The sequence below is a fragment of the Streptomyces sp. NBC_01237 genome (assembly GCF_035917275.1).
In the GTDB taxonomy this organism is placed as follows: domain Bacteria; phylum Actinomycetota; class Actinomycetes; order Streptomycetales; family Streptomycetaceae; genus Streptomyces.
In genome coordinates this window covers 4,823,884-4,844,360 of record NZ_CP108508.1, presented here as the reverse complement: position 1 = coordinate 4,844,360, position 20,477 = coordinate 4,823,884, and the positions used below count along the sequence as shown (strand labels likewise).

The window sequence follows — 20,477 nt, the reverse complement described above, 5'->3', positions numbered from 1 at the left end:
TTCTGCGTGACCGCGTTCTGCGCGGTGGGTGTCTGTTCGGCCCGGTCGGCCGGCTTCGGTCGGCCGGGCATGGGCGGGACGGACCCGTGCGGCGGCCCCGGTTCCCGGCCGACCGGCACCCGGCGGCTGAAGATCGCCCAGAAGCATTCCCCGAATGGGCGACGGCTAGTGCTCCCATTCGGAAAAACGCCCCGGATGAGTGGTTGGCAGGGCTGACCGTTCGCGGCCACGGGGCCGTATGGCACTCTTGCCCGGTGTTCGGGTCCGAAGGGTGCATACGGGGGCTTCCGCTGTGAGCGGTGACGGGCAACAGGAAGAACCGCTCGACGGCATCACTGCCGCGGGCGGAGGCACGGGGACGGAGACCGGTGGGCTGCCCTTGGGGCAGGTGCCGAGTCAGGCCGGACGCGTACGGCCGGACGACGATGCCGAGGGCGGCACCGTGCTGCCCGGCCCGTGGCCCGCGCCGGTCGACAGCGCCCCGTCCGCCGGCGGCCTGTCCTCACCCGGCTCCCCTTACTTGTCCGATTCCTCGTCAGGTCCCTCTTCCTCCACCGGCCCCGCGGGCAGTGCCGGGATCGCCGTTCCGTCGCAGCGGGAGGGCCGCGGTGGTTCCGCCGACCTCGGGCTGTCCGACGTCCAGCTGATCCAGGGCATGCGGGCCGGTGACGACGGCGCGTACGAGGAGCTGTTCCGGCGGCACTCGGGCGCGGTGCGCCGCTACGCCCGCAGCTGTTGCCGGGACGGGCACACCGCCGACGACCTGACGGCGGAGGTCTTCGCTCGGACACTGCAAGCGGTACGCGGCGGCAAGGGGCCGCAGGAAGCCGTCCGGGCCTACCTCATGACCGCCGTCCGCCATGTCGCCGCCGCCTGGACGAAAAGCGCGAAGCGGGAGCATCTGGTCGATGACTTCGCGGTGTTCGCCGCGCAGGCGTCGCGTACCTCCGAGCTGTCGGACGACGACACCCTCGACCTCGGCGCCGACGTGATGGCGATGCACGAGGCCGAACAGACGATGGCCATGCAGGCGTTCCGCAGTCTGCCGGAGCGCTGGCAGGCCGTGCTGTGGCACACCACCGTGGAGGAGGAGTCGCCGAGCGAGATCGCCCCGCTGTTCGGTCTGACCGCCAACGCCACGGCCGTTCTGGCCAGCCGGGCCCGTGAGGGACTCAAGCAGGCGTATTTGCAGGCCCATGTGAGCCGGGCGCTCACGACGGGCGGCGACTGCGCCCAGTACGCCGACCGGCTCGGCGCCTATGCCCGGGGCGGTCTGCGGATGCGGGCCGAGCGCGGGCTGCGCAAGCACCTGGACGAGTGCGCGCGGTGCCGGGTCGCGGCGGGCGAGCTGGACCATGTGAACGCCGGGATTCCGGCGCTGCTCCCGGTCGCGGTCATCGGGTGGTTCGCCGCCGGGTACTCGCTCAAGGCCGCGGGCATCGTCGCGGGCGGCGTGGCGGGAGCCGCGGGTGCCGGGGCCGCCGCCGCGGCGACCGGCGGAGGCGCGTCCGGGGGTGCCGCCGGTGGTGCCGCCGCGGAAGGGCTCGGGGCACCGGTGAAGGCCGGGATCGCCGCGACGGTGGCCGTGGCGGCCGCCGCCGGGCTGGTGTGGGCGCTGGTCGGCGACGACCAGCCGGAACCGAAGCCCGTCGCCAAGCCGCCCGTGGTGGCTCCCGTGGTGCCGTCTCCCGCTCCGCCGCCGAAGCCGAAGCCGAAGCCTCCGGCGGCGCCCGCGCCGCCGGCACCGGCTCCGCCGCCCGAACCGAAGCCGAAGCCCACGCCCACACCCCCGCCGAAGGCCACGCCCGAGCCCACACCGACGCCCACACCGAAGCCCACGCCCCCGGCACCGAAGCCGCCCGCGCCGACGCCCACGCCTCCGCCCAGCCCGAAACCGCCGCCACCCGCCCCGACCGTCTACCAGGTCAGCGAGCTCGGCTACACCCTGCTCGGGGACCACACCGAGCCCGAGGTGGTGTTCGGCGACAGCAGCTGGCTCTGGCAGCGCTCCCGGGTGTCGATCGCGTCCACTTCGTACGCGCCCGGGGTGACGGTGCACGCCAATTCGTCGGTCACCATCCAGCTGAACCGGGAGTGCACCCGCTACGAGGCGAAGGTCGGCATCGACGATCTGACGATGGGGCTCGGCTCCGTGCGTTTCTCCGTCTTCGACGGGGCCGGTGTCCGGCTGTGGCAGTCCCCGGTCATGGAGGGCGGCGAGCCCGCCGTTCCGGTGAGCGTGGGCATCGGCGGTCAGTCGTCGATCCGGCTCGTCGTGGAGGCGCAGTCGCCGCTCGGCGGTGTGGGTCTGGCCGACTGGGCGGAGTCGAGGATCAGCTGCCGGTGAGCCGGCGCCGGTGACCGGACAGCGGCAGCCGGGAGCGGTGACCGAGCGGGGCCGGGCCGGAAGCGGTGAGCCGGAGCACCGGCCGCCGGTGGACCGGGCCGCGGACGGTCACGGCTGGAGGGTGCGTCCGGCAGGGACCACTCCGCCCGCCACCGCGCGTTGGCGTGGAGCCGCCGTGCCCGTCCAGCAGGTGCCTCGGCGGGCGAGGAGGCGGCGGAGCCAGAGTTCCGTGGAGGCCAGGTCGGCCAGGCCGTCCAGCGGGAGGGGTTCGCCCTCGGAGGCGGCCCGCAGGGCCTTGCGTACGACGCGTGCCTCGACCAGGCCCGCGTCGGCCAGCAGCGGGGCGTCGAACAGTGCCATCAGCTCGGGGAGCGCGGCGCGCAGACCGGTGCGGGTGGCGACGGCCGAGGTGGCCTGGGACGGGGCTCCCCAGCCGGGCGGGAGGTCGTGGATGCCCGCGCCGCCCAGGACCCGGCGCAGGATCGCGGCCCGTGCGCCCGGTTGGACGCGGAGGGATTCGGGAAGGGCCCGGGCGGCCCGGACGACCTGGTTGTCGAGGAACGGGGCGTGGAGGCGCTGGCTGCGGACCTCGGCGGCCTGCTCCAGGATGCGGTGGTCGGCGGCGCTGCGGGCGAGGGCGGCGCGGGCGCGGGCCTCTCCCGGGCGCTGCACGGAGGTCGGCCGGATCGCCGCCTCCTGAAGGCGAACCGCCACTTGGGCCAGCGCCTCCCCCGTCAGCCAGCGCGCCGCGGGTCCGGGGCGCGACCAGGCGAGGGCGGCGAGCGAGGCATCGGCCGGGGTGTCGAGGTCGGGGGCGTAACGGTTGGCGTCGGGCAGCCGGTCGGCCGCCGTCTCCAGGCCGGTGCGGTACGACGTACGGGCCAGCCGCCGCGCCGCGCGGTAGAGCGTGAGCGGGACGAACAGGGAGCGCGCCGCGGGGCCTTCGGCCTTGGTGAGGGCCGCCAGGGGGCGCACGATGTGGCGTCTGCGCCGGTCCATCAGCAGGTCGGCGAGGCGGGCCGGGTGCGCGTCCAGCACCTGCCGGGCGCCGTGGCCGACGAAGTGGTCGGCGCTGCCCGCGGCGAGCCGGCGGCGGTGACGCTCGGAGACGACCAGGGAAGGGGCCGGTTCGTCGGTGAGCGGGCCGCTGTCCAGCGCCGCGTACGGCAGTGCCTCCTCGCCCGCCGCGACCACCACATGGTGCAGGCGCGGGTTGGCGGCGATGGCTCGGGCGCGTTCGAGTTCGTCCTCGTGACCGCGGGTGGTGAGGTCGTTGAAGGTGACCGCGAGCAGCCGCTCCCCCGCCTCCGTGCCGTGGCCGAGGAGGGTGCCGGGGAGTCCGGGCAGTCCGGAGGCCAGCAGCGCGAGGGTGGCGGACGCGCTTCCTCCGGAGAGGTCGGAGCCGACGCCCGGCACGGGTGCGCCGCGCGCCGCCCGGCGTTCGGCGGGTCCCATGCCGGGCACCGGTCCGGGGTCCGGCGGCAGGGTTTCCGGGGCGTGGCGCGGGGCCGTGAGCCGGGCGCGTACCGCTTCGACGAGCGCGTCCCGTACGCCCTCGACGGCGTGTACCGGGTCGGCCTGGGGTGCCGCGACGGCGAGCGAGGCCACCGCCTCGTACCCGGTGATCTCGCGCGAGCCCTCGCGCAGGATCAGCGCGTGTCCCGGCGGGACCCGCTTCACACCGACGTACGGTGTGCCGTCGCCCAGCGCCTCCGGTGTCTCGGGGCAGGCGAGCAGGGCGGCGAGATGGCCGATGTCCAGCTGGGCTTCGATGAGGTCGGCGAGGGGAAGGGCCGCGGTGGCGTAGGCGGTGCCGTTGGCCCAGGGCGTGTGGAATACGGGCCGGGCTCCGGCCAGGTCCCCCGCGACGGTGATCCGGCGGCCGATCTGCACGACGGCCGTGTAACTGCCCGGCCAGGCGGTGAGATGACGCATCGCCCCGCCGCGTGCGGAGAGCAGCCCGACGCGCAGCTGTTCGTCGGTGGCCCCGCAGCAGCCGAGGACGGCGAGGCGCGCGGTGGGGGCGCCTTCGGGGGTCGCGACGTCGATGACGCGGATCTCGTCGGGGCGCCAGTCACCGACGGCCCAGAGCGGATCGGGGTCTCCCCACAGGAGTTGGGAGCCCACGGGCTGGACCGTGCGCCCCTCCCCGCCGGCACCGACCGCGCCGACGGTGCCGAAACTCGCGGCGATACTGCTCCACCCCACCAACCAACGCATCGCCGCCTCCACAGGCTGTGGACAAAGCGGTGCACAGGGAGAACGGGACACCGCTGCGGGACATGCTGCCACGACAACGGCGTACGGGAGGGGGTACGGGCAGCGCACGCCGGAAGAGCATGCGCCCCTGGCAAGGGCCCGGCACCGCTTCCCGGGGGCGAGCGGCGGCCCATCCGCAACGGAACGATGGCTTCCGGGTGTTGTGGAGCCGAAGCGTCAGCCCCGAATGGCCGGTGCGGCGTTGCGGCCGCCCGGTTGACCGCCCGCACGAGCGGTCGAAATCCGGCCATAGTCGGACCGTTGACCAGAGCATCACCCCAGCGTCGTCATTCAGCCATTCTCGGCGCGCGCCGCAACCGGCGATTGTCCGCTTTCACCCCCCGCGCCGAGCGGCTCCACGCACAGCCCGGGAGGTGGGCCTCACCTCCCGGACCGGTCCGCCGCCCGCGGGGAATGGGGCGGCAGTATCCCCCAGCCCACTGAGTCCAGTACAGCGGGCCGACCCACGCAGCATCCATGGAAGCCCTCCCGGAGCGGGCCGGGCCAGAGCGCACGGCCGGGCGCACGGCCACACAACAGGAGCACGCCGGACCCTGCCCGGCACACGCCCGGGATTCGAACACCGGCCGCCCGCACGGACAACAATCCCGCCATCCGGACGCTCGCCCCTTAACGGTAGGGATGCGGCGAACTACGCTGGGTTTACTGATGTTCTCAGCAGGGCGGCATATTCCTCGGGGCTCGGCCAAATGCGTGTGCAGCCGGAGTGACGGGGTTCGAACCTGGGGAGGCATCGGCACGAATGCCGCGCGCCGCCCTCGGTGTCGCGGCGGCTGTCTGTGTGTCGAGGGGTGGCGCATGTCCAGGGAGCAACGCGGGCCGAACGAGAAGCTCGGCACGGTTCTCGCCCTCGCGGGAATCAGTAACGCCGGCCTCGCCCGGCGGGTCAACGACCTCGGAGCACAGCGCGGTCTGACACTTCGCTACGACAAGACCTCGGTGGCCCGGTGGGTCGCCAAGGGCATGGTGCCGCAGGGCGCCGCGCCCCATCTCATCGCTGCGGCGATCGGCGCCAAGCTCGGCCGGCCGGTCCCGCTGCACGAGATCGGGCTCGCGGACGCCGACCCGGCGCCCGAGGTCGGACTCGCCTTCCCGCGTGACGTGGGCGAAGCGGTGCGGTCGGCGACCGAGCTGTACCGACTGGATCTGGCCGGGCGGCGGGGCGGCGGCGGAATCTGGCAGTCGCTGGCGGGGTCGTTCGCCGTCAGCGCGTACGCGACCCCCGCCTCCCGATGGCTGATAACCCCCGCCGATCCCTCGGTGGCGCGGGACTCCGCGGCTGCCCGGGTCGCCATCCTCGGCGCACAGGGCGCGCAGGGCGCGCACGCCGCTCAGAACCTGCGGAGCGCACTCGGCCCGTCGGGCGCGCCGGGCATGCCCGGCGCACTGATCGGGCACGGTGCGCAGGGGTCCGTGCCCCTCCAGCCCGGCCCGGAGTCGGCGGCCGACGCCTCGCCGCTGCGGGTCGGCCACAGCGATGTGGCCAAGCTGCGCGAGGCGGCCCAGGACGCGCGCCGCTGGGACTCCAAGTACGGCGGCGGGGACTGGCGTTCCTCCATGGTTCCGGAGTGCTTACGGGTCGACGCAGCGCCGCTGCTCCTCGGCTCCTACAGCGACGAGGTGGGCCGCGCCCTCTTCGGCGCCTCGGCCGAACTGACCAGGCTGGCCGGGTGGATGGCCTTCGACACCGGCCAGCAGGAAGCCGCCCAGCGCTACTACATCCAGGCCCTGCGCCTGGCCCGCGCCGCCGCCGACGTACCGCTCGGCGGGTATGTGCTCGTGTCGATGTCCCTCCAGGCGACCTACCGCGGCTTCGCCGACGAAGGGGTCGACCTCGCGCAGGCCGCCGTCGAACGCAACCGCGGGCTCGCCACCGCCCGCACCATGAGCTTCTTCCGGCTGGTGGAGGCGCGGGCGCACGCGAAGGCGGGGGACGCGGCGGCCGCGGGGGCCGCGCTCAAGGCCGCCGAGGGCTGGCTGGAGCGGTCCAGGGCGGGGGACGCCGACCCGTCGTGGCTCGGCTTCTACTCGTACGACAGGTTCGCGGCCGACGCCGCCGAGTGCTACCGCGACCTCAAGGCGCCCCGGCAGGTGCGGCGCTTCACCGAGCAGGCACTGTCCCAGCCGACCGAGGAGTTCGTCCGTTCGCACGGACTGCGGCTCGTCGTCTCCGCGGTGGCCGAGCTGGAGTCGGGCAATCTGGACGCGGCGTGCGCGGCGGGGACCCGGGCGGTCGAGGTGGCGGGCCGGATCTCCTCGGCGCGGACCACGGAGTACGTACGCGATCTGCTGCACCGGCTCGAACCCTACGGGGACGAGCCGCGCGTCGCTGAGCTGCGCGAACGTGCCCGGCCGCTGCTGGTGGCCCCGGTCTGATCCGGCGCCCGCCCCGGGTCCGCGGGGCCGGGATGTGCGCTACGTCCTGCCCGTCCCGGGTTTGAGCCGGTTGTCAGTGGGTCAGTGCACTATCGGGGTGGGAGGTGGCGTGATGATGACGCACGCGGCGTACGACTGCGATGTGCTGGTGATCGGCGGCGGGATCGTCGGTCTGTCGACCGCGTATGCGATCACGCGGTCCGCTCCGGGCACCCGGGTGACGGTGCTGGAGAAGGAGCGGGGCCCCGCCCGCCATCAGACCGGGCGCAACAGCGGAGTGATCCACAGCGGCGTCTACTACCGCCCCGGGTCCCTCAAGGCCCGCTACGCGGTGCGCGGCGCCGCCGAGATGGTCGACTTCTGCACGGAGCACGGCATCGCGCACGCGGTGACCGGCAAGCTGATCGTCGCGACCGAGCGGTCCGAGCTGCCCCGGCTGCACGGCCTGGTGCAGCGCGGCCGGGAGCACGGACTGCCGGTGCGGGAGCTGGGCCCGGCGCAGATCGCGGAGTACGAACCCCATGTGCGCGGACTCGCGGCGATCAGGGTCGGGACGACCGGGGTGTGCGACTTCACGGCGGTCGCCGCACGGCTCGCGACGGAGGTCACGACGGCCGGGGGCCTCATCCGGTACGGGGCGGAGGTCACCGCGATCGACCGGCGCCCCTGGGGTGTCGCGGTGCGGACGGCGGACGGCCTCGTCGTCCGGGCCCGGGTGCTGGTCAACTGCGCGGGGCTGCACTGCGACCGGGTGGCACGGCTGGCGGGCGACGACCCGGGAGTGCGGATCGTGCCGTTCCGGGGGGAGTACTACGAGCTGGCCAGGCCGGAGTTGGTGCGCGGGCTGGTCTATCCGGTGCCGGACCCGGCGTTCCCGTTCCTCGGGGTGCATCTGACGCGGGGCTTCGACGGCTCCGTCCACGTCGGCCCCAACGCGGTACCGGCCCTCGCCCGGGAGGGGTACGGCTGGCAGGTCGTGCGCCCCCGTGAGCTGATGGAGACGCTGAGCTGGCCGGGCTCCTGGCGGATAGCCCGACGGCACTGGCGGTACGGGGCGGGCGAGGTGCACCGTTCGCTGTCGAAGCGCGCGTTCACTCTGGCCGTCCAGCGGCTGCTGCCCGAGGTGAGCGAGGACGATCTGCGGCCGTCGCCCGCCGGGGTCAGGGCCCAGGCGGTCCTGCGGGACGGCACGCTGGTGGACGACTTCCTGATCCGTGAGGCCCCGCACACCGTGCACGTGCTGAACGCCCCGTCGCCCGCCGCCACGGCCTCGCTGCCCATCGGCAGGGAGGTGGCACGCCGGGCACTGATGCGGGCTCGCGGCGCGGGGTGGAAGCCGCCCGCCGTAGAATCGGGTCATTGTGTCTGAGCAGCCTGTGAACCCCACTCCTGATGCCCCTGACGCACCCGGTGCCCCCGGTACCACTGGTGCGTACGACGCGGCCGGTGCCCCTGGTACCACCGGTGCGGCCGATGTGGCCGGTGCCTCCGGTACCACCGGTGTGGCCGGTGCGGACGATGCCGCGGACGACGCGGCTGCCCGGCGTGCCGCCTCCTTCGAGCGGCAGCGCAGGCTCCGCCAGGAGCCCCGCTTCCCCGGCGGTCCCGCCGCCGACCCGGCGGGCTCGCACCACGAACGCCGGATCCGCAGCTTCCAGCCGCGCCGCAGCAGGGTCACGACCGGACAGGAGGACGCCCTCCAGCGGCTGTGGCCCATGTGGGGCCTGGACATCGACGGGCTCCGCGTCCTGGACCCGGCCGAGATGTTCGACGGGCTGCCCGTCGTCCTGGAGATCGGCTTCGGCATGGGCGAGGCCACCGCGCAGATGGCGGCCGACGACCCGGGCACCGGGATTCTCGCCGTCGATGTGCACACCCCCGGCCAGGGCAATCTGCTCGGCCTCGCCGACCGGAACGGCCTGACCAACATCCGGGTGGCCAACGGTGACGCGGTGATCCTGCTGCGCGAGATGCTGAAACCGGACGCGCTCGATGGCCTCCGGGTGTTCTTCCCCGACCCCTGGCCCAAGGCGCGGCACCACAAGCGGCGGCTGATCCAGCCGGAGTTCCTGGACCTGGTGGCCCAGCGGCTGAAGCCCGGAGCCGTGATCCACTGCGCGACGGACTGGGAGCCGTACGCGGAACAGATGCTGGACGTCCTCACCGCGCACCCCCTCTTCGAGAACACCGTGGCGGACGGCGGTTACGCCCCGCGGCCCGCGTTCCGGCCACTGACCCGCTTCGAGGGGCAGGGTCTGGACAAGGGGCACGTCGTCCACGACCTGCTGTTCGCCCGCGTCTGACCGACGCGGCACACGGGCGGACGCGGGCGCACGGCCCGATCCGGCACAGGGTCCCGACGCGGCACAGGGTCCGGGTCGGCACAGGGTCCGGGTCGGCACACGGGCAGACGCGGCACACGGACCGACGTGGCACACGGACCGACGTGGCACACGGACCGACGTGGCACACGGACCGACGTGGCGCGCGGCCGGGGACCGTTGCGAACCGGCCGTGTCTCCCGGCGCCCGTGGTCAGCTGTCGGTCCCGCTCGTTAGGGTCATGGGGTGTCCGACGGGTCCGTGCAGCATCAGCAGCCGCAGCCGGCCGTCCCGGTTCTCGAGGAGCGTCAGCTCGGCGAGATCCTGGGCGCCGTGCCGGAGCGTGGCTGGCGATACCGGCCGCGCCGCGTCGGCATGGTGTGGCGCAGCAAGGCGTTCCGCGCCGGTGCGGTGATCGTCGCGCTCGCGCTGTGCGGGCTGGTGATCCTGTCCCTGGTCCGTGAGCAGACCGGCACGGAGGGGTTCCTGGTCGGGCTCGGGCTGGCCGTGCTGCCCGTGCCGCTGCTGATGGCGGCCTTCCGCTGGCTGGACCGGGTCGAACCGGGCCCCTGGCGGAATCTGCTGTTCTCCTTCGCCTGGGGCGCGTGCGCCGCCGCACTCGTCGCGATCATCGCCAACTCGTTCGCGACCCGCTGGATCGCCACGGCCACCGCCGACCCGGCGAGCGCCGACACCCTGGGTGCCACGGTGATCGCCCCGGTCGTCGAGGAGAGCGCCAAGGCGGCCGCGGTGCTGCTGATCTTCCTGTTCCGGAGACGGGAGTTCAGCGGCATCGTCGACGGCATCGTGGTCGCCGGATTCACCGCGACCGGCTTCGCCTTCACCGAGAACATCCTCTATCTGGGCAATGCCTTCGGTGAGGACCAGCAGCTGGGGATGACCGGGTTCGCCTCGGTGACCGCCGGGACGTTCTTCGTACGGATCGTGATGTCGCCGTTCGCGCACCCGCTGTTCACGGTGCTCACCGGCATCGGCTTCGGGTTCGCCGCGGTCGGCGCGCGGCGCCACCGGGTCCGCCGGATCGCGCTGCCGGTACTGGGCCTGGTCCTCGCGATGGGCCTGCACGCCCTGTGGAACGGTTCGTCGGCCTTCGGCCCGTACGGCTTCTACGCGGTGTACGGGGTCTTCATGGTCCCGGCGTTCGGGCTGGTGACCTGGCTGGCGGTGTTCTCGCGCCAGCGGGAGCTGCGTACGCTCTCCGCCGAGCTGCCCGCGTACGCGGCGGCGGGCTGGCTGACCCCCGCCGAGCCGCTCGCGCTCTCCTCGATGCGGGCGCGCGGCATGGCCCGTGATCTGGCCCGCCACTGGCACGGCCACCCGGACCGGAACCGGGGCAGGGCGGCGGCACGGGCGGTCGCCGAGTACGAGTCGTTCGCGACGTCCCTGGCCGTACTGCGCCGACGGGCCCGCCGCGACACGGCGGGCCCGGACTTCGCCGCGCGGGAACGGGAGCTGCTGCATCACCTCTGGCAGCGCAGGGAGATCGCGGGCCCGGCCCTGACATACGCGGCCCACGCCACGGGCCGGCTGCGCGCACACCTACGCCTTCCGGTCCCGCCCTACGGCGGGCCGTTCCCGCAGCGGCCGCCGTACGCGTACGGGGCACCGCAGACGCAGACGTACCCGCACGGGGGCGCCGGGACACAGACGTACCCCTCCGCGTACGGGGGCGCGGGGACGCACACGTACCCCTACGCGTACCCGAACGCGGGACCGGCCCCGCAGCCGTATCCCCACGGCGCGGCACCCAAGCAGCCGTATCCGTACGGGCCGGTGCCGCAGACGTTCCCGATGCCTCAGCAGCGCGGGACGGAGCCGCACGGCGCACCGCACCCCCAGCACGGCGGCGACAACCCCTATCTGCGTCCTCCGCAGTAGCCCGGCGCCCGCTGCCCGGTCGGGTGGATCAGGCGGATGCCTCGGTGAGCTCCGCGAGTTCCCGGTCCGTCAGGCGCAGCTCGGCGACCGCGACCAGCGCGGGCAGCTGCTCGACCGTACGGGCCGAGGCGATCGGCGCGACGACGGTCGGCCGGGAGGCCAGCCAGGCCAGGGCGACCGTGGCGATCTCGGCCTCGCGCTCCTGGGCGATCCGGTCCAGGGCGACCAGCACCTTGCGGCCCTGCTCCGACTCCAGGTGCTGGCCCGCCTTCTCGGCGCGCGCGCTGTCGACCGAGGTGCCCGGACGGTACTTGCCGGTGAGGAAGCCCGAGGCCAGCGCGAAGTACGGGACGGCGGCGAGCCCGGCGCGGGCGGCGGTGTCCTGGAGGGCGCCCTCATAGGTGTCGCGGGAGACCAGGTTGTAGTGCGGCTGGAGGGCGACGTACCGGGCCAGGTTCTCGCGCTCGGAGAAGTCCAGGGATGCCCGGAGCCGCTCCGGGCTGATGTTGGAGGCGGCGATCTCCCGCACCTTGCCGTCCTTCACCAGCTGGTCGAGGGCGGTGATGATCTCCTCGACCGGGACGGTCTCGTCGTCGAAGTGCGTGTAGTACAGGTCGATGTGGTCCGTGCTGAGCCGCCGCAGCGACTCCTCGGCGGCGGACTTGATGGTGGCGGCGGAGAGCCCCTTGTACGAGGGGTGGGCGCCGACCTTGGTGGCGACGACGATGTCGGACCGGTTGGCGCGCGAGGCGAGCCACTTGCCGATGACGGTCTCGGACTCGCCGCCCTCGTTGCCCGGGACCCAGGAGGAGTAGGCGTCGGCGGTGTCGATGAAGTTGCCGCCCGCCGCGGTGTACGCGTCCAGGACGGCGAAGGACTGTGCCTCGTCCGCCGTCCAGCCGAAGACGTTGCCGCCGAGGGCGAGGGGGAAGACCTGGAGGCCGGAGGAGCCGAGCGGGCGCAGAGAGTTCGCAGAAGTCATGTTGGGTTCAACGAGAGCACCGGAGAGGACTATTCCGCGTGGGCGGGAGCCTCTCTGCGCCGTGTGCTGTGTGTCATGTGCTGTGTGCTGTGTGCTGTGTGCTGTGTGCTGTGTGCCATGCGCGTCTGCCGGCGTCGGCTCCGGCTGCGCTGCGGGGCCCGGGGCGTTGTGTGCCCCCATCACCCGTACGACGCGGACGCCACGCGCGTTCTCCTGCGGACAGCAGACCGGCAGCCCTGACGTCGGGGGGTGTGCGTCAGGGCTGCCGGGGTTCGGGTGCGCCCGGTGGACGGGCGCGGGGGGCTCAGACCGTGAGCCCCTTGCTGCGCAGCCAGCTCATCGGGTCGATGCCCGCGCCGCCCCCGGTGTGGACCTCCAGGTGGAGGTGGGCACCGGTCACATTGCCGGTGGCGCCGACGCGTCCGATGGTGTCGCCGGTGGAGACCTTCTGGCCGGCCGTGACGTTCATCGTGGACTGGTGGCAGTACCAGATCTCCGTGCCGTCATCGAGTTCGAGGACGGTGCGGTAGCCGTACGCACCGGAATAGCCGGCCGACTTCACCGTGCCGCTGTGCACGGCCTTGACCGGAGTGCCGGTCGGCGCCGCGAAGTCGAGGCCGGTGTGGTGGCCCGAGGACCACATCGGGCCGGACTGGCCGTAGGTGGAGCTGATGCTGTACGAGGAGGTCGGCAGCGCGTAGCTGGCGGCGAGCTTGGCGAGGCGCTCGGCCTCCTTCTTCTTCTTCGCCGCCTCTTCCGCCTTCTTCTTCTCGGCGGCGATCTTGGCCTCGGCCTTGTCCTGCTGCTCCTTGGCGTCGGCCGCGGCCTTCTCGGCCGCAGCCTTCTCCTCCGCGGCCCTGGCCTCGGCGTCGGCGTTGGCCTGCTGCTGCTCGGCCTGCTGGAGGATGCGGGCGCGGAGCGCCTCACCGGCGTCGGTCGTGCCCTGCTCGGCCTCGGCGCTGGTGATGCCCGCGGAGGTGAGCGGAGCCGCCGAGACCGGGGTCTTGTCCGCGTCGTCGGACATGAAAGCGCCGACGCCGGGAAGGGACTTGGCATCGGGGAGGTTGTCCGCGAGGGAGTCAGGAAGGGAGATGGATACCGGCGGCTTGCTCTGCGCGGTGGCCATGCCGCCCGCGCCGACGGCCGCGATGACACCGACGCCGAGGACGGTGGAGCTACGGGCGAGTCCCCGCTGCTTGGCTACGCGGTGCCTGCCGCGTACGGGCCGGATGGACTCCTCGGTGGGATTCCATTCCTCCCAGGTCCTGTCCGCTTCACCGAAGTTGTCGGTGGCGAAGGGCGACGGGGCCTCGGGGGCAGGCTTGTTGGACGCCACGTGGGCGCACTCCTTTCCTTCCTTCTCGCCTACCGGGTTAGCTGACGGGTTCGGAGCAGGAAGGTCTCCTACGGGCTCCTCTGCCTCTCACGAGACACAGGTGTCCGATTCACCCCATGTAGGTGGTTCCCCGGTTCCCTTGCGGGATTCGGCGCTCGCGCACGGTGCCGCCTCTTGCGACGACTGGGACAACCGCGCTGCGTTATCGAACGTTAATAGACTGATGGGCCCTATTCCAAGCTCTTCCGACTGATCGTTCATGACTTTGGCCTGGACTTAACGGGTACAAGGGGGCGGAATCGGGCGAGTTGAACCGGGCCCGGCCAATACCCAGTTTCTGACGTTGCGTCAAATGTTATGCGGAGCGGCGTCCTTCAGTCACGTACGGTGGTATCGCCCCTGGCTCATCCGCCGCCGCGGCCCACGATCTTCACCGTCTTCCGGCGCTCGGGCTGCCCCTCGGCCGGCCGCCCCACCGCGAGAAGTGCCATGTCGTCAGTGGACCGGCCACCGGTGTGCAGCCGTACGTCGTCGGTGAGCGCGGAGAGCAGCTCCTCGGGACCCGGGAAGATCCGGCCCCGCAGCCGCGTCGCCGGGTCGTAGAAGGCCCCGGACGGGTCCCGGGCCTCGGAGAGGCCGTCCGTGAACACCAGCAGCGTCGCCCCGGCGGGCAGCGCCCACTCATCGGCCCGGTCGGGCCACACCCCCAGGTTCATGCCGAGCGGCAGCGCGGGCACGGACGGGGCCAGCACCTCCAGCGCCCCGTCGGAGTGGAGCAGGATCGGCTCGGGGTGCCCGCGGTTGACGATGCGCAGGATCGTCGAACCGGGCGGGATCTCCGCGAGCACGGCCGTGATGAACCCCTCCATCGCGTCCAGCCCACCGCGCCGCGTCCCCTCCCGCGCCAGCGCCCGTTCCAGCCGCTGCGCGACCCCCTCCAGCGAACGCTCCTGCTCGGCGGCCTCCCGGAACGCCCCGATGATCACCGCCACCGCCTCGACCGCGTCCAGCCCCTTGCCCCGTACGTCCCCGACCACCAGACGTACCCCGTACGGGGTGTCCGCGACGGCGAACAGGTCACCGCCGACGAACTCGTCCGCCTGTGCCGCCTCGTACCGCGCGGCGACATGCAGCCCGCCGATGCGGTCGTCCGGGGTCGGCAGCACGGCCCGCATGGCCGTCGCCGCGATGAACCGCGCCGAGGCCAGCTGCTCGTTGCCGCGCCGCACGACGCCATTGATGACCAGGGCGAGGACCGAGGCGGTGAGCACGGTGGCCAGCTCGGTGACCGGGACGGCCCGGGTCAGCGTTCCGGCGTACGCGTGCAGCCCGACGACGGCCAGGACGGCCGCCACTCCGGTACGGACGGTGCTGGCCAGCGAGAAGAACGGTGCGGCCATCAGCGGTGCCGCCACGAACAGCGGGACGGCGGTGAAGGTGGGCGGGGTCCCGATGTCGAAGAGCAGCCCGCCGCCGATCATCAGGGCGGGCAGCGCACGCACGAACCGCCGGGCGCCGCGGCCTCCCGGGCGCCCCCCGCCGCCACGCGCCGGGAAACCGAAAGCGGAACCTCCCAGGCCGCGCGCCGGAAGGCCCGGAACCTTCCGGCTCCAGGCGCGGGGCAGCCCGGCAGGTCCCCCACGCCGCCTGTCCCGCTTCCCCACGTGTGCACTCCTGCCAGGTCCGCCCACGGCTGCGGACGGTACCGCGCCCCGTCCAGGCTTGCCGGAGCCGCGCCGTGCGGCGACTCCTCATCGGCCAAAGGGGGGAGCGTGCGGCAGCCCCGGCCTTCCGGAGGTCAGTCGGAGAGCCGGTGTTCCGCGTGGATCGTCAGTGCATCCCGTACGAAGGCGGCGGTGCCGTCCCCGTACTGATCGTAGTTCTTCGCGAAGCGGGGATCGGCGACATACATCTCGCCGAGCCCGGTCACATAGGACCGGGTCGGTGCCGCCGTGGCCGAAAGCCAGGCGCAGTGCCGGCGGGCGATGTCCTGCACGGCCCCGCTGCCCGCGGCCAGGCCGTCCCTCCGGGCCTGCCCGTAGTCCGCGGCGATGGCCTCGTGCGAGGCGATGTGGTCCCGTCTCTCCGCCGGACCGAGCGAACGCCACCAGCGGTCGCCCTTCTCATACGCGTCGCGGCCCCAGCGCTCGGTCACCTCCTGCTCGTGGGCGGTGTGGTCGAAGCCGTCGAACACTTCCTCGGCCATGAGTGCCGTCCCCTCCTCCGTCTTGTGAAGAGTGGTCCGCACCGAGGCGATCTGCCGCCCGATGCGCTCGCGCTCCCGCTCCAGCAGCCGCAGATGTGCCCGCAGGGCCCCGGCCGTGTCCCGCTGCCCCTCCAGTACGTCCTTGATGGCGGGCAGGCCCAGCCCCAGCTCCCGCAGCAGCAGAATGCGCTGGAGCCGGACGAGGGCGTCCTGGCCGTAGTAGCGGTAGCCGTTGCTCCCGACCCGGCTCGGCGCGAGAAGACCGAAGTCTCCGTAGTGCCTGAGCGTGCGGCTCGTGGTGCCGGCCCTTCTGGCGATTTCCTGGATGGACCACTCCATGCCGGAAACGCTAGATCTTTACGCTGCGTCAAGGTCAAGCGCGGCGGATGCGGCGCGCCCACGGTGTGCCGGAGCCCGGAAACGACTCGGGCCCGGAACGCTGTGTGCGTTCCGGGCCCGGGCCTTCAGTAGCGGGGACAGGATTTGAACCTGCGACCTCTGGGTTATGAGCCCAGCGAGCTACCGAGCTGCTCCACCCCGCGTCGGTAAACACAACTCTACGGCATGCTGGACGCACTCTTGACCACGTAGCCGATCCCCGCCGCCGGCCGGCCCGCCTCCGCCCCCTCGAAGGCCCCGGCAGAGACCCGCGCAAGGGCCCCTTGGAGGCCCCTTGGAGCCCCCCGTGCCGTGAAGGCCCCCATGGAGCGGGGCGTCAGACGTCCAGCGAGAGGGCGTTCTTGGCCCGGTCGACCGCCTCCCAGGACGCGGGACCGGCCTCGCCGCCGCCGTTCTCCGTCACCAGGGCCTGGTTGGCCGCGACGAACGGACGCATCCGTTCCGTGTACCGGGCGAACGCGGCGGCATGGTCGTCACCGGCCCGCGCCAGTTCGTCCGCCAGCACCTGCGCGCCCACCAGAGCGAGGCTGGTCCCCTGCCCGGAGAGCACGGACGCGCAGTACCCCGCGTCACCCAGCAGCACCGCCCTCCCCCGCGACCAGCTGTCCATACGCACCTGGGCCACCGCGTCGGCGTAGAAGTCGGGCGCGTCCCACATCGCCTTCAGCAGGCGGGCGTTCTCCCAGCGCAGGGGCGCCATCCGCTCGGCGACCAGCGCCCGGTACTGCTCCCGGGTCCGGGCGCCGGGTCCGAGCGGGCCGCCCTCGAAGCCGAACGTGACCCGCAGCTCGGTGTTGTCGCGCACCGGGTAGATGCCGTAGCCGGCCGGGCCCTCCCGGTGCCACACCTGCCAGTTGTCGAGGTCCAGGAAGTTCTCCACGCTGAAGATGGCGATGTGCATGTCCAGGTGACGGACGAACTCCTCCTCCGCGCCGAAGACCAGCCGCCGCACCCCCGAGTGCAGCCCGTCGGCGCCCACCACCAGGTCGAAGGTGCGCGGAGCGGCACGCTCGAAGGTGACGCGCACACCGTCCCCACCCTCCTCCAGAGCGGTGATGCGGTCTCCGTGGCGGAACTCCGCACCGCCGCCCAGGCGTTCGTGCAGCATCGGCACGAAGTCGTCGCGAAGCACCTCGATGTCGCCGCTGTCGAACCGGCCGCTGCTGAGGGTGGCCTCGGTGGAGCGGTGGATCTCGTTGCCGTCCCCGTCGAGGACGGACATGCCCCGCATCCGGGTACGGGCGCCGCGCGCCTGCTCCAGCAGGCCCAGCCGCTCGACCACGTCGAGCGCGACGCCACGGATGTCGATGGCCTGCCCGCCCCGGCGCGGTGCGGGGGCGCGCTCCACGACGGTGACGGAGAAGCCCCGGTCGCGCAGCAGGCACGCCAGCGCCGCGCCGCCGACACCACTGCCGGATATGAGCACTGTCCTCATGGCGAAACCCCTTCGATTTCCTTCGGGCGGCTTGAGCTGCCGGAGCTGTTCACGCCCGCCCAGTACGGTGTACGCGTGCTGAATGTACGGCGTACACGCACGTCCACCAAGTGCGCTTTTCCCGTATCTGAGCTAGGACAGAGCCCGAATCCGCGCCCGCGCCCCTGCTAGTCTCTGCACTAGTACAGCTTCAGAAGAAAAAGAAATCCGCAGAGCGATCCGGAGAGAAAGAAGAAGGAGCAGGGCATGACCGCGGCACCCGAACCCCCCTACCGGCGCATCGCCGACGAGATCCGCCGCCGCATCACCTCCGGCGAGCTGGTCCCCGGCGACCGGGTGCCCTCGACCCGGCAGATCGTCAGGGACTGGGGTGTCGCCCTGGCCACCGCGGCCAAGGTGCTGACCACCCTGCGCCTGGAGGGGTACGTGGAGACCCGCCCCCGGATCGGCACGGTGGTCGCCACGCGTACGCCGACCGCGGCTTCCGCGCCTCCCGCACCGCGCTCCCCTTCGCCCGCGCCCGCCTCCGCCTCCTCCGGTCCCGGTCCCGGCTCCGGCCCCGACCACGACCTGACCCGCGACCGCATCGTCCGTGCCGCCATGCACATCGCCGACACCGAAGGGCTGTCCGGTCTGTCCATGCGCGGGGTCGCCGCCCGGCTCGGGGTCGCCGCGATGTCCCCGTACCGGTACGTGAAGAGCAAGGACGACCTGATCCTGCTGATGGCCGACGCGGCCTTCGGCGAGGAGACGTACCCCGTCACGCCCCCCGAAGGCTGGCGCGCCCGCCTCGAACTGTGCGCCCGGACCCTCTGGAAGGTGTACCGCAGGCATGCGTGGCTCGCCCAACTCGCCCCGCTGTCGCGCCCGTTGGTACTGCCCAACCTGATGGTGCACGCGGAGTGCGCGCTCGCCGCGCTGGACGGTCACGGGCTGGAGCCGGCCACCATGATGGACGTCCACGTCCTGCTCTACAGCTACGTCCAGGGGCTGGCCGTCAGCCTGGAGCAGGAGGCCCAGGCCGAGGCCGCCACCGGACTCACCGAGGACGAATGGATGGCCGACCAGGTGGAATCCCTTCGCGCGATCGCCGGATCGACCGGCTACCCCGTCTTCGCCAAGGTCACCGCCGCCCTCGCCGACGGTTACGACCTGGACCTGGACGACCTGTTCGAGTTCGGGCTCGGGCCGCTGCTCGACGGGTTCGCAGGCATCGTCGAGGGCCCCCGCCCCGCCTGACGGCGGCTCGCGGCGCACCGGACGGAAAGCGGGCGCCGGACGAAACGCGGCGCACCGGACGGAAAGCGGGCGCCGGACGAATTGCGGGCACCGCCGACCGGCGAGAGGCTTGACGTACGTGATGTACCAGCCCTGCGGTGTCCGACGACGCCGCCGGCTCTCGGGGTGCCGGAGCGCCGGCGTACGAACAGACCGATCAACGGCACCGCGGCAGGGGGAAGCAGCCGGGTGTGCGCCGCGGTCCGCGTGTCACCGAGGAGATGCCATGGACGCCGCCACGCTCGAAGCGATGAGAACCACGCTGCGCGGTCCGGTGATCGGCCCGCAGGACCCGGAGTACCAGCAGGCCCGCACGGTCTACAACGCCATGATCGACCGCCGTCCGGCGGCTGTCGTGCGGTGTTCCGACGCGGGCGATGTGATGGCCGCCGTCGATTTCGTACGGGAACACGGCCTCGAAGCCGCCGTGCGCGGCGGCGGGCACAGCGGCGCGGGCCTGTGCCTGGTGGACGACGGGGTCACGATCGACCTGTCGCCGATGCGCGGCGTACGCGTCGACCCTGCCGCGAGGACGGCGGAGGCCGGCGGCGGCGCGCAGCTCGGCGACCTCGACCACGCCGCCCACGCCTTCGGCCTCGCCACCCCGGCCGGCATCATGTCGACCACCGGCATCGGCGGCCTCACGCTCGGCGGCGGGCACGGCCACCTCACCCGCGCGTACGGACTGACGGTGGACAATCTGGTCTCCGCCGACGTGGTCCTCGCCGACGGCAGCTTCGTCACCGCGAGCGCGTCCGAGAACGCCGACCTGTTCTGGGCGCTGCGCGGCGGCGGCGGGAACTTCGGCATCGTCACCTCGTTCGGCTTCCGGTTGCATCCGGTGGACACCGTGGGGGTCGCGATCACCGTGTGGCCGCTGGACCTCATGCGTGAGGTCCTCCAGTGGTACCGCGAGTTCCTGCCCCGGGCGCCCGACGAGCTGAGCGGGTTCTTCGCCGTGCTGACCGTCCCGCCCGGCCCGCCGTTCCCTGAGGAGATCCACGGGCAGCCGATGTGCGGTGTCGTCTGGTGCTCGACCGGCGACCCGGCCGGTCTGGACGAGGCGCTGGCCGCCGTGAACGAACCCGGGCCGCCCGCCTTCCACTTCACGACACCGATGCCCTACCCGGCGCTCCAGACCATGTTCGACGAGCTGATCCCGAAGGGCCTCCAGTGGTACTGGCGCGGGGACTTCTTCGACCGGATCACGGACGAGGCGATCGACGTGCACGCCAAGTACGCCGGGAGCCTCCCCACCGACCTGACGACCATGCACCTCTACCCGGTCGACGCGGCGGCGGGCCGGGTGGACCCGGACGACACCGCGTGGGCCTACCGGGACGCCGTCTGGTCCGGGGTCATCGGCGGCATCGACCCCGACCCGGCCAACGCCCCGGCGATCCGGCAGTGGGCGGTGGACTACTGGGAGGAACTGCACCCGCACTCCATGGGCGGCGGGTACGTCAACTTCATCGGCGCGGGCGAGGACCAGGAACGTGTCCGGGCCACCTACCGCGGTCACTACGACCGGCTGGCCGCCGTCAAGCAGACGTACGACCCGCACAACCTCTTCCACGCCAACCAGAACATCGCACCGGCCGGTTGAGCAGCGGGGCCG

General features: G+C 72.9%; 14 protein-coding genes, 1 tRNA gene and 1 riboswitch. Of the genes, 7 read left to right on the top strand and 8 right to left on the bottom strand.

From position 1 onward, the window contains the following. The first annotated feature begins 292 nt into the window (after positions 1-292). The gene (locus OG251_RS21435; RefSeq protein ID WP_326678696.1) at positions 293-2,347 is read left to right on the top strand and encodes a sigma-70 family RNA polymerase sigma factor; all 2,055 of its coding nucleotides are present in this window, start codon (positions 293-295) and stop codon (positions 2,345-2,347) included. Here OG251_RS21435 and OG251_RS21430 read toward each other — a convergent pair. After that, entirely contained in the window at positions 2,334-2,459 is a 126-nt protein-coding gene (locus tag OG251_RS21430; protein WP_326678695.1) for a hypothetical protein, read from the bottom strand. The genes OG251_RS21435 and OG251_RS21430 overlap by 14 nt on opposite strands. After that, positions 2,456-4,567 carry an asparagine synthase-related protein gene (locus OG251_RS21425; protein WP_326678694.1) on the bottom strand — a complete coding sequence of 704 codons (2,112 nt, stop codon included), beginning with the start codon at positions 4,565-4,567 and terminating at the stop codon, positions 2,456-2,458. Before OG251_RS21425 ends, OG251_RS21430 begins: the two co-directional genes overlap by 4 nt. 858 nt (positions 4,568-5,425) lie before the next feature. On the opposite strand from OG251_RS21425, the gene OG251_RS21420 reads away from it, so the two are divergent. From OG251_RS21420 to OG251_RS21405, 4 genes are all read left to right on the top strand, one after another. Then, on the top strand, positions 5,426-7,003 hold the full coding sequence (locus OG251_RS21420) for a sporulation protein (protein WP_326678693.1): 1,578 nt from the start codon (positions 5,426-5,428) through the stop codon (positions 7,001-7,003). Between the two features lie 112 nt (positions 7,004-7,115). Then, the gene (lhgO, locus tag OG251_RS21415; RefSeq protein WP_326678692.1) at positions 7,116-8,372 is read left to right on the top strand and encodes an L-2-hydroxyglutarate oxidase; all 1,257 of its coding nucleotides are present in this window, start codon (positions 7,116-7,118) and stop codon (positions 8,370-8,372) included. Then, on the top strand, positions 8,365-9,306 hold the full coding sequence (gene trmB, locus OG251_RS21410) for a tRNA (guanosine(46)-N7)-methyltransferase TrmB (RefSeq protein ID WP_326678691.1): 942 nt from the start codon (positions 8,365-8,367) through the stop codon (positions 9,304-9,306). Before lhgO ends, trmB begins: the two co-directional genes overlap by 8 nt. A gap of 264 nt (positions 9,307-9,570) precedes the next feature. Next, on the top strand, positions 9,571-11,223 hold the full coding sequence (locus OG251_RS21405) for a PrsW family intramembrane metalloprotease (protein WP_326678690.1): 1,653 nt from the start codon (positions 9,571-9,573) through the stop codon (positions 11,221-11,223). A gap of 28 nt (positions 11,224-11,251) precedes the next feature. Here OG251_RS21405 and OG251_RS21400 read toward each other — a convergent pair whose 3' ends face one another. The 6 genes from OG251_RS21400 to OG251_RS21375 all read right to left on the bottom strand — a co-directional run bounded on the left by OG251_RS21400 (position 11,252) and on the right by OG251_RS21375 (position 17,581). After that, on the bottom strand, positions 11,252-12,205 hold the full coding sequence (locus OG251_RS21400) for an aldo/keto reductase (RefSeq protein ID WP_326678689.1): 954 nt from the start codon (positions 12,203-12,205) through the stop codon (positions 11,252-11,254). 304 nt (positions 12,206-12,509) lie between these two features. Then, positions 12,510-13,541: a M23 family metallopeptidase gene (locus tag OG251_RS21395; protein ID WP_326678688.1), complete on the bottom strand. Its 1,032-nt coding sequence runs from the start codon at positions 13,539-13,541 to the stop codon at positions 12,510-12,512. Between the two features lie 11 nt (positions 13,542-13,552). Next, positions 13,553-13,705: riboswitch (cyclic di-AMP (ydaO/yuaA leader) on the bottom strand. A 240-nt stretch (positions 13,706-13,945) separates the two neighbouring features. Continuing rightward, positions 13,946-15,205: a PP2C family protein-serine/threonine phosphatase gene (locus tag OG251_RS21390; protein ID WP_442818353.1), complete on the bottom strand. Its 1,260-nt coding sequence runs from the start codon at positions 15,203-15,205 to the stop codon at positions 13,946-13,948. A gap of 134 nt (positions 15,206-15,339) precedes the next feature. After that, a complete protein-coding gene (locus tag OG251_RS21385; protein ID WP_326678686.1) occupies positions 15,340-16,086 on the bottom strand; it encodes a MerR family transcriptional regulator in 747 nt (248 codons plus the stop codon). A 129-nt stretch (positions 16,087-16,215) separates the two neighbouring features. Beyond that, positions 16,216-16,289, bottom strand: a tRNA-Met gene (locus tag OG251_RS21380). Between the two features lie 173 nt (positions 16,290-16,462). Next, positions 16,463-17,581, bottom strand: a complete 1,119-nt coding sequence (locus tag OG251_RS21375; protein WP_326678685.1) for an FAD-dependent monooxygenase — start codon at positions 17,579-17,581, stop codon at positions 16,463-16,465. Positions 17,582-17,827: 246 nt separating this feature from the next. On the opposite strand from OG251_RS21375, the gene OG251_RS21370 reads away from it, so the two are divergent. Together OG251_RS21370 and OG251_RS21365 are read left to right on the top strand one after the other, a co-directional pair. Next, positions 17,828-18,820: a TetR/AcrR family transcriptional regulator C-terminal domain-containing protein gene (locus tag OG251_RS21370; protein ID WP_326678684.1), complete on the top strand. Its 993-nt coding sequence runs from the start codon at positions 17,828-17,830 to the stop codon at positions 18,818-18,820. 265 nt (positions 18,821-19,085) lie between these two features. Then, entirely contained in the window at positions 19,086-20,465 is a 1,380-nt protein-coding gene (locus OG251_RS21365; RefSeq protein WP_326678683.1) for an FAD-binding oxidoreductase, read from the top strand. Positions 20,466-20,477 lie beyond the last annotated feature (12 nt).

What these genes read in the sequence shown, in the direction of transcription:
- OG251_RS21425 (WP_326678694.1), bottom strand. Translation starts at nt 4,567, where the DNA reads ATGCGTTGGTTGGTGGGGTGGAGCAGTATCGCCGCGAGTTTCGGCACC.
- OG251_RS21420 (WP_326678693.1), top strand. Translation starts at nt 5,426, where the DNA reads ATGTCCAGGGAGCAACGCGGGCCGAACGAGAAGCTCGGCACGGTTCTC.
- lhgO (WP_326678692.1), top strand. Translation starts at nt 7,116, where the DNA reads ATGATGACGCACGCGGCGTACGACTGCGATGTGCTGGTGATCGGCGGC.
- OG251_RS21400 (WP_326678689.1), bottom strand. Translation starts at nt 12,205, where the DNA reads ATGACTTCTGCGAACTCTCTGCGCCCGCTCGGCTCCTCCGGCCTCCAG.
- OG251_RS21385 (WP_326678686.1), bottom strand. Translation starts at nt 16,086, where the DNA reads ATGGAGTGGTCCATCCAGGAAATCGCCAGAAGGGCCGGCACCACGAGC.
- OG251_RS21375 (WP_326678685.1), bottom strand. Translation starts at nt 17,581, where the DNA reads ATGAGGACAGTGCTCATATCCGGCAGTGGTGTCGGCGGCGCGGCGCTG.
- OG251_RS21370 (WP_326678684.1), top strand. Translation starts at nt 17,828, where the DNA reads ATGACCGCGGCACCCGAACCCCCCTACCGGCGCATCGCCGACGAGATC.
- OG251_RS21365 (WP_326678683.1), top strand. Translation starts at nt 19,086, where the DNA reads ATGGACGCCGCCACGCTCGAAGCGATGAGAACCACGCTGCGCGGTCCG.